2 protein-coding genes are annotated in these 3,295 nt (G+C 68.4%); both read right to left on the reverse strand.

Going from position 1 to position 3,295, the window contains the following annotated elements:
• On the reverse strand, positions 1-2,217 hold a 2,217-nt coding region (locus tag VGE49_RS02985), incomplete at its 3' end, for a TonB-dependent receptor plug domain-containing protein (protein WP_331033098.1).
• Between the two features lie 106 nt (positions 2,218-2,323).
• Positions 2,324-3,295, reverse strand: a 972-nt coding sequence (locus tag VGE49_RS02990; protein ID WP_331033099.1) for a FecR family protein, incomplete at its 5' end; no start/stop codon positions are given.

Below are 3,295 nucleotides of genomic sequence, written 5' to 3' on the forward strand. Positions count from 1 at the left end.
GGCCAGGGCGACCTTGGGCGCCGCGACCGACCCGAACAGGGAATAGTGCTCCACCCGTCCGGCCAGTTGCATGTCGATCGACTTGACAAAGGGAACCTCCATCTCGGGCGAGACGACCGGCACGGCCAGTTCGGCGAAGGCCGAATAGACGTTGCGCGCGCCCGAGCTGTCGGGCGTGAACGTCACGCCCATGATGTCGCTCTGGAAGGTTTCACCGGTCAGGTCGGTGAAGTTGATCGTGCCGTTCAGGCGGTCGTCCCGCGTCTCCTTGAAGGTCTCCCGGCGCGCTTCCACGCCGGCGGCCAGGCCGACATCGCCGGCCGGCAGCTGGAACAGGTCGGCCTTCGAGACGTGCAGGTCCCACTGCATCAGCTCGGTTTCGGCCGTGCGGCTGGCCTTGACCATGACGCTTTCGACCGTTTCACGGCTGTTGGCGGTGAAGTCGCCGTCCTTGGGGCTGCTCAGGTCGCCGCCGGCGAAGGGGTTGTAGGCGTCCGGCGTGGTGCGGTTGATGGCGGCCTGCAGCTTGGTCATGCTGACAGCGTCCATCACGTCCTCGGTGGTGGCCTGGGAGTAGAGCAGGCCGGTTTCCCAGTCGAAGCCGCGCCATTGGCCGCGCAAACCGCCGACCAGGCGGGTCGAGGTGTTCTCGACATCGACGTTGCGGAAGCCCAGGTCGGCGAAGCGGAAGTCCTGCAGCTCGACCGCCGCCCCCGTCAGCGGCACCGAGGTCAGGCCCGGCAGACGTGCGGTGACGCCCGCGGCGCCCAGCGGGTTCCAGTAGGCCGTCGGCGACATCAGCACGCGTTGATAGCCCAGCGGCGTGTCCTGCTGACGCTGCGACCAGGTGTTGGCCCAGTAGTAGCCGATCTCGCCGAAGGCCTCGACGCCGTTGTCGAACTCGTGGTTGATGAAGGTGAAGAGGTTGGCGCGGTCGACCGCCGAGCTGATCGTCCGCATGGTGTCCAGGTCGTAGCGCAGGTTGGCGTCTTCATTGGCGCCGCTGAGCGACAGGACGCCGTCGTCGAAACAGGTGCCCGCGCGGAATCCGTCGGTGATGCAGCCCGGATTGGTTCCCGGCTGAACATGGAAGGCGCCGGCCGTGCTGGTCAGCCGCTTGCCGTTGACCGAGGCGGCGGTCTTGTCCAGCTGATAGGTGGTCGGGTTCAGGCGCAGGCCCTCGGCCCAGGCCGTGATGGAGCTGTAGGTGACGTAGTCCAGCCCCGTGGCGCGATCGCCGAACCGGGCGGCGCGACCTTCGACCGAGGCGTAGGGCCGCTCCCAGATGAACAGGGCGTCGCGGGTCAGGTAGTCGCCCATGACCGAGATGTTGGTGCGACCGTCGTTGAAGTCCCTGCCCGCCTGGAAGCTGAAGGAATACTCCTCCATGCCGCCTTCGTCGCGGCCCATGCCGGCCTGGGTGCTGAAGCCGGTGAAGTTGCTCTTCAGAACCGTGTTGACCACGCCGGCCACGGCGTCGGTGCCGAACAGGGCGGCCGCGCCGTCGGCCAGGACCTCGACCCGCTGCACGCCCATGACCGGAATGGCGTTGGTGTTGACCGTGGTGACGGGGACGTAGTTCTCGACCTGGGTGCCGGGGTGGTTCACCAGACGGCGGCCGTTCAGCAGGGTCAGGGTGTTGCCCGTCCCCAGACCGCGCAGGTCGATCGAGGCCACGTCGCCGCGCGCGTTGTTGATGCCGCCGTTGTCGGTGTCGGCGTCATTGAAGTTGACGTCGCCCGCCTGGGAGATGGACCGGAACAGGTCGTCGCCGTCCACGGCGCCCGCCGCGTCGATGTCCTGCGCGCCCAGAACCGTGACCGGCAAGGCTTCATTGATGCGCGTGCCCTTGATGCGGCTGCCGACCACCACGACCTCGTCCACCTGGGTCGCGTCCGCCGCCTTTGGGCGCTGGCGCAAAACGAAGGTGCTTCCCTCCCGGCTGACGATCTCCAGATCCGTGTCCTGGATCAGAAGGTTCACCGCCGCCTCGACGTCCATGACGCCGGTCACCGCGCGGGCGCGAACGCCCGACAGATGCGCCGTCGGCGCCGAGATCTGCACGCCGGCCTGACGGGCCAGTTCCGTAATCGCCTGGCTGATCGGCTGGGCCGGAACGTTGAACGTCCGATCCTGCGCCTGAGCCCCATTCACTGCACACAACAGCGCCAATCCCGCGGCGCTCGCCGCCAGGCCCTGCTTCCAAGACGCTCTCATTACCCCGACCCTTGATTCTTTTTTGGACGTCCGCCGTGCGACGGATCACCTCCAAGACGCGGGGCGCGCCGGAATCCTCCGAAAAAAAGCAATTCGTGGTCTGAAATTAGACCAGACGACGGCTCAGCCTGATTTCCTCGGCGTTCACGGCCACGTCCAGATCCAGACTTCCGGCCGCGGCGCGGGCGAAGCTGACGGGGTCGTTGGCCACGAACAGGCCGGTGATCTTCATGCCCGCCACCAGGGGATCAGCGGGCACGATCCGGGTGGGATTGTAGCGCGCGAACTCCCGCGCGGCCCGCATCAGGGTCTCGTCTTCCAGCTGGATGCGGCCGTGCCGCCAGGCCAGTTCGCGGTCGGCGTCGATCTCGCCGACATGGACCGGCGGCGCGCCGTCGGACAGGAAGGCGCGGGTGTTGGCCGCCAGCTCCAGCCCCTGGCCGTGCGAGCCGTTCAGCTCGACCTCGCCGCCGAAGGAGACGACCTGGAGCGGCGCCTTGCCGAGCCGTCGCACCAGGAAGCTGGCCCCGTTGGCGATCACCGCCGCCTCGCCCGAGCGCACCACGAAGGGGCGGCTGGCGTCGGCGACCACGTTGAACAGGGCCTCGCCCGTGGTCAGCACGATTTCGCGCGTCCTGCGGCTGTAGCGGACATCGCCCTCGGACAGGGTGTTCAGCGTCATCACCGAACCGTCGTCCAGCGGCACGACCCGGGTCTCGCCCATGCGGGTCTCGAACGGCTGCGCCCGGGTGCGCAAGGCCGCCAGCGCGCCCGCGCCGCCGACCGCGACCACAGAAACCGAGGCCGCGATCAGACCGCGTCGGCTGATAACCGGCTTGGGCATCGGACGCGTGAACGGAGTGGCCCCGCCCGCCAGCGCGGCCGCCCGGCGGCTGTGCACGGCCACGGCCCGCGCCCGCGCAAAGGCCCCCAGACGCCGCTCGTCGCCCTCCAGCCAGGCGTCCAATTCCGCCTGATCCGCCGGGGACAGGGGTCCGTCGTCAAGCTTCGCCGCCCAGAGGCAAGCGATGCGCTCAACCTCCTGGCTTGTCTGCCTGGCCATGAACCTTACCGCGTT

It is taken from the genome of Brevundimonas sp. (genome assembly GCF_036405315.1).
In the GTDB taxonomy this organism is placed as follows: domain Bacteria; phylum Pseudomonadota; class Alphaproteobacteria; order Caulobacterales; family Caulobacteraceae; genus Brevundimonas.